Below are 4,286 nucleotides of genomic sequence, written 5' to 3'. Positions count from 1 at the left end.
GCCGATGGTAGTGTGGGGTCTCCCCATGCGAGAGTAGGGAACTGCCAGGCATCAAATAAAGCCGAAAGCCTCATGCGAAAGCATGAGGCTTTTTGCGTTGTATCTTCCTGAAACACCGCAAGCACTCCCCCTTCGTATACGGTAAACTAGCCCTGTTTTTGCATCAGGATAGCGTGAATGAATCTCTCCCTTAAGCCGTGGAACACCTTTGGTATCGACCATAATGCCCGTCGCATCGTATGCGCCGAGAATACCCAACAACTGCTGGAAGCCTGGCAGAGTGCAGTAGAGCAGCAGCAACCGGTGCTAATCCTTGGAGAGGGCAGTAATGTGCTTTTCCTGGAGGATTTTGCCGGAACCGTCATCATCAATCGCATCAAAGGCATCAAGATTAGCGAAGAGGCTGATGCATGGCTTCTGCACGTTGGTGCCGGTGAGAACTGGCATCAGCTTGTGCAATTCACGCTTGAACGTGAAATGCCCGGTCTGGAAAACCTCGCGCTGATCCCTGGCTGCACGGGATCCTCACCTATCCAGAATATCGGCGCGTATGGCGTTGAGCTGCAACGTGTCTGCGATTATGTCGACTGCGTTGAATTGAGCAGCGGTAAACAACAGCGGTTAAGCGCAAAAGAGTGCCGTTTCGGCTACCGCGACAGCATATTCAAGCATGAGTATCAGGATCGCGTTGCGATCACTGCCGTAGGATTGCGTCTGGCTAAAGCGTGGCAACCGGTACTCACCTATGGAGACCTCACCCGGCTTGATCCTGCGACAGTCACACCGCAGCAGGTCTTCGATGCCGTCTGTCATATGCGTACCAGCAAGCTGCCGGACCCAAAAGTGTATGGTAACGCGGGTAGCTTCTTCAAAAATCCGGTGATCACGGCTGAACAGGCGGTTGCTCTACTGGCTGCGCATCCTCATGCCCCCCACTATCCACAGACCGATGGATCGGTAAAACTGGCCGCCGGTTGGCTTATCGATCAATGTCAGTTGAAAGGGACATCAACAGGCGGTGCTGCCGTTCATCACTTACAGGCTCTGGTGCTCATTAATGCAGGCCAGGCGACAAGTGATGATGTGGTTCAGCTTGCCCATTTAGTGCGCCAGCGCGTCGGCGAAAAATTCAACGTCTGGCTGGAGCCTGAGGTGCGGTTTATTGGCCATGCCGGTGAGGTGAATGCCGTGGAGGTTATTGCGTGAAAGATAATACTATCCCATTGACGCTTATCTCGATTCTGGCTGACGGCGAGTTTCACTCCGGTGAACAGCTTGGCGAGAGCCTGGGTATGAGCCGGGCTGCAATTAATAAACATATACAGACGCTCAGGGACTGGGGTGTGGATGTGTTTACCGTGCCTGGGAAAGGCTACAGCCTTCCTGAACCTATTCAACTATTGGATGAGACATTCATCCGTCGTGAAGTTGCGCAAGGAAGTGTGGCTGTATTGCCTGTCATTGACTCCACTAACCAGTATTTGCTCGATCGTCTTGCCGGGTTGCAGTCAGGCGATGCCTGTGTCGCTGAGTATCAGCAGGCAGGCCGAGGACGCCGTGGCCGGAAATGGGTTTCGCCCTTTGGGGCCAATCTCTATATCTCCATGTACTGGCGTCTTGAACAAGGTCCCGCAGCCGCTATCGGTTTAAGCCTGGTTATTGGCATCGTCATGACTGAAGTATTACGCGATTTGGGTGCTGACCAGGTGCGCGTTAAATGGCCTAACGATCTTTATCTTAACGATCGCAAACTTGCCGGTATTCTCGTTGAATTAACAGGGAAAACAGGCGATGCGGCGCAGATCGTAATCGGCGCCGGTGTCAATCTGGCCATGCGAAATGCGCAGGCAGGTGATATCAATCAGGGCTGGATTAATCTGCAGGAAGCGGGCGTACGTATCGACCGCAACGTTCTTGCTGCACGGCTTATCACTGAGTTACGCAGCGCTCTGCACTGCTTTGAACAAGAGGGGCTCACGCCTTTTCTTGCCCGCTGGGAAGTGCTGGATAATTTTATTAACCGCCCGGTTAAATTGATTATTGGCGAGAAAGAGATCTTCGGTATCTCTCGCGGCATCGATTCGCAGGGGGCTTTATTGCTTGAGCAGGATGGCGTAGTTAAACCCTGGGTTGGTGGGGAAATATCGCTACGCAGTGCGGAATAACGGCAAGGGAGCAGCGATGCTCCCTTTTTTATTACTTACGCAGACGCACTTCTTCAACAGCATGATTAGCGCTTTTGGTCATAATCAGGCTCGCTCGCTCGCGTGTTGGAAGGATATTTTCTTTAAGATTTAAGCCGTTAATTTCTTTCCACAGCGATTGCGCAATCTCGACGGCTTCCTCTTTCGATAATTTCGCATAGTTATGGAAATAAGAATCGGGATTGGTAAAAGCGCCTTCACGAAATTTCAGGAAGCGATTGATGTACCAGTTCTGCAGCAGCTCCTCAGGCGCGTCGACATATATTGAAAAATCGACAAAGTCAGAGACAAATACATGATGCGGGTCATGAGGATAATCCATACCGCTTTGCAGCACATTCAACCCTTCAAGAATCAGAATATCGGGCTGAGCAACCGTCTTGTCGCCATCCGGAATAACATCATAAATCAGGTGCGAATAGACCGGCGCGGTGACATTGGTCACCCCTGATTTGATATCTGACACGAATTTCACAAGGCGATGCATATCATAGGATTGCGGAAAGCCCTTCTTCTTCATCAGACCGCGATCTTTCAACACTTGGTTTGGATGCAAAAAACCATCGGTAGTAATGAGTTCAACGCGACGATGCTCGGGCCAGCGGCTCAACAAGGCTTGCAGTACACGTGCCGTGGTACTTTTACCAACTGCCACGCTTCCGGCAATGCTGATGATATAAGGAATGCGCTGCCCATTAGTGCCAAGGAATTGTTCCAGCACGGCCTGACGGCGCAAGTTAGAGCTGATATAGAAATTGAGTAAACGGGAAAGAGGGAGATAAATTTCCGCCACTTCTTCTAAAGAAAGGTCTTCATTAATGCCTTTTAATCTCGCGATTTCGCCCTCGGTCAGGGTCATAGGAACCGAAGCACGAAGGGCAGCCCACTGGCTGCGATTAAACTGTAGGTAGGGCGTCATTAACGTTTGCTCTTTTTTACTCATACGCTTTTATCAGCCTGCCATGGCTCTCTGCGGTGCGCCCGGCGGCGCGCAACGAGAGCATCTCTTTAGATAATGCTATGGCTCGGCGTTATTAAATAAGTGGGAACAATGGGCAGGAGGTTAACACCAGATGACAGTGAATAATATGAAAAATCACGCCCCGGAGAGTGTTTCCCACACATCGCTCATGTCTATTTAGATGGATCCTCAAACAGGCAATGTAATCAAAGGGGACGAGTGGACCTTTTGGCGCACCCAATTCGCGAGCAGAAATGGTGGTTTTTTCCACGGTGTTGCATGAAATTACAGCATTTATTCGCGTTGTCGTGCAAAATGTGAGCGATAGAGCATTTTGTGCAATTTTTTTGTTGCATCCCTCCGCAGGTCTCCCTAGAATGCGCGCTACTTGATGCCGACTTAGCTCAGTAGGTAGAGCAACTGACTTGTAATCAGTAGGTCACCAGTTCGATTCCGGTAGTCGGCACCATCAAGTCCGGTGGGGTTCCCGAGCGGCCAAAGGGAGCAGACTGTAAATCTGCCGTCACAGACTTCGAAGGTTCGAATCCTTCCCCCACCACCATTTTCGGTTACGCTAAAACGTAACCTGAGTTGGTGTCAGTAGTGAATCAGCTCTCAGGGAGAGAATCTTCTCCCGGCAATACAGAAGCACTGGGTAGCCGAGTTTCAGGATGCGGGCATCGTATAATGGCTATTACCTCAGCCTTCCAAGCTGATGATGCGGGTTCGATTCCCGCTGCCCGCTCCAGACGTGCTGATATGGCTCAGTTGGTAGAGCGCACCCTTGGTAAGGGTGAGGTCCCCAGTTCGACTCTGGGTATCAGCACCACTTCACTTCTCCTTCCTGGTTTCTCTTCTGTTATTTAGCATTCAACGAGTCGGGCATGTTGCCTGGTTGATGTGGTGATATCACCGATTTATCCGTGTCTTAGAGGGACAATCGATGTCTAAAGAAAAGTTTGAACGTACAAAACCGCACGTTAACGTCGGTACTATCGGCCACGTTGACCATGGTAAAACAACGCTGACTGCTGCAATCACTACCGTACTGGCTAAGACCTACGGCGGTGCTGCTCGCGCATTCGACCAGATCGATAACGCGCCGGAAGAAAAAGCTCGTG

At 50.8% G+C, this 4,286-nt stretch carries 4 protein-coding genes and 4 tRNA genes; 7 read left to right on the top strand and 1 reads right to left on the bottom strand.

Going from position 1 to position 4,286, the window contains the following annotated elements; translation table 11 throughout:
• Positions 1-177 precede the first annotated feature (177 nt).
• Together murB and birA are read left to right on the top strand one after the other, a co-directional pair.
• The gene (murB, locus tag SOM48_RS22595; protein WP_320513062.1) at positions 178-1,206 is read left to right on the top strand and encodes a UDP-N-acetylmuramate dehydrogenase; all 1,029 of its coding nucleotides are present in this window, start codon (positions 178-180) and stop codon (positions 1,204-1,206) included.
• Positions 1,203-2,165 carry a bifunctional biotin--[acetyl-CoA-carboxylase] ligase/biotin operon repressor BirA gene (gene birA / locus SOM48_RS22590; RefSeq protein WP_054804683.1) on the top strand — a complete coding sequence of 321 codons (963 nt, stop codon included), beginning with the start codon at positions 1,203-1,205 and terminating at the stop codon, positions 2,163-2,165. The genes murB and birA overlap by 4 nt, the downstream gene beginning before the upstream one ends.
• A gap of 31 nt (positions 2,166-2,196) precedes the next feature.
• Here the strand turns inward: birA and coaA are convergent, their stop codons facing one another.
• Positions 2,197-3,147 (bottom strand): type I pantothenate kinase, encoded by a 951-nt coding sequence (coaA, locus tag SOM48_RS22585; RefSeq protein ID WP_034812588.1) that lies wholly within the window; start codon positions 3,145-3,147, stop codon positions 2,197-2,199.
• A gap of 411 nt (positions 3,148-3,558) precedes the next feature.
• On the opposite strand from coaA, the gene SOM48_RS22580 reads away from it, so the two are divergent.
• From SOM48_RS22580 to SOM48_RS22560, 5 genes are all read left to right on the top strand, one after another.
• Positions 3,559-3,634, top strand: a tRNA-Thr gene (locus SOM48_RS22580).
• An 8-nt stretch (positions 3,635-3,642) separates the two neighbouring features.
• Positions 3,643-3,727: transfer RNA gene (locus tag SOM48_RS22575), tRNA-Tyr, on the top strand.
• A 111-nt stretch (positions 3,728-3,838) separates the two neighbouring features.
• Positions 3,839-3,913, top strand: a tRNA-Gly gene (locus SOM48_RS22570).
• A 5-nt stretch (positions 3,914-3,918) separates the two neighbouring features.
• Positions 3,919-3,994, top strand: a tRNA-Thr gene (locus SOM48_RS22565).
• A gap of 114 nt (positions 3,995-4,108) precedes the next feature.
• Positions 4,109-4,286: GTP-binding protein (locus tag SOM48_RS22560; protein ID WP_000031655.1), on the top strand; the 178-nt coding region annotated here is incomplete at its 3' end.

Origin of the sequence: Kosakonia sp. CFBP8986 (assembly GCF_034044935.1) — a bacterium.
Taxonomy (GTDB): Bacteria; Pseudomonadota; Gammaproteobacteria; order Enterobacterales; family Enterobacteriaceae; genus Kosakonia; species Kosakonia cowanii.
Note: the sequence above shows the minus strand (reverse complement) of the source record. Positions and strands in the feature narration are given on the sequence as shown.